Source organism: Streptomyces fildesensis (assembly GCF_016107395.1).
GTDB classification, from domain to species: Bacteria; Actinomycetota; Actinomycetes; order Streptomycetales; family Streptomycetaceae; genus Actinacidiphila; species Actinacidiphila fildesensis.
The window spans coordinates 1-243 of record NZ_JAAIKO010000354.1; the positions used below are offsets into that span (position 1 = coordinate 1).

The 243-nt window shown below is 50.2% G+C and carries 1 protein-coding gene; it reads right to left on the reverse strand.

What is annotated here, in order from left to right:
- A partial coding sequence (locus C6N31_RS47470) for an ADP-ribosylation factor-like protein (protein WP_198359756.1) occupies positions 1 to 243 on the reverse strand: 243 nt, incomplete at both ends.

Below are 243 nucleotides of genomic sequence, written 5' to 3' on the forward strand. Positions count from 1 at the left end.
TGACCCTCATAGAGCCCCTCACCAGAGGTGGCACAGGTGCTCTGAATGTACCAATGGCGCTGGCGAAGAGAGTGAAGTCCTAGCTTGTCAGTAATTTCAGCTGCATTCATGGCATTGGGAAGATCCTGCTTATTGGCAAATACCAGCAAAACTGCATCTCGAAGCTCATCCTCGTTTAGCATCCTGTGCAACTCATCCCTGGCTTCGACAACTCGGTCTCTGTCATTGCTGTCCACCACAAAT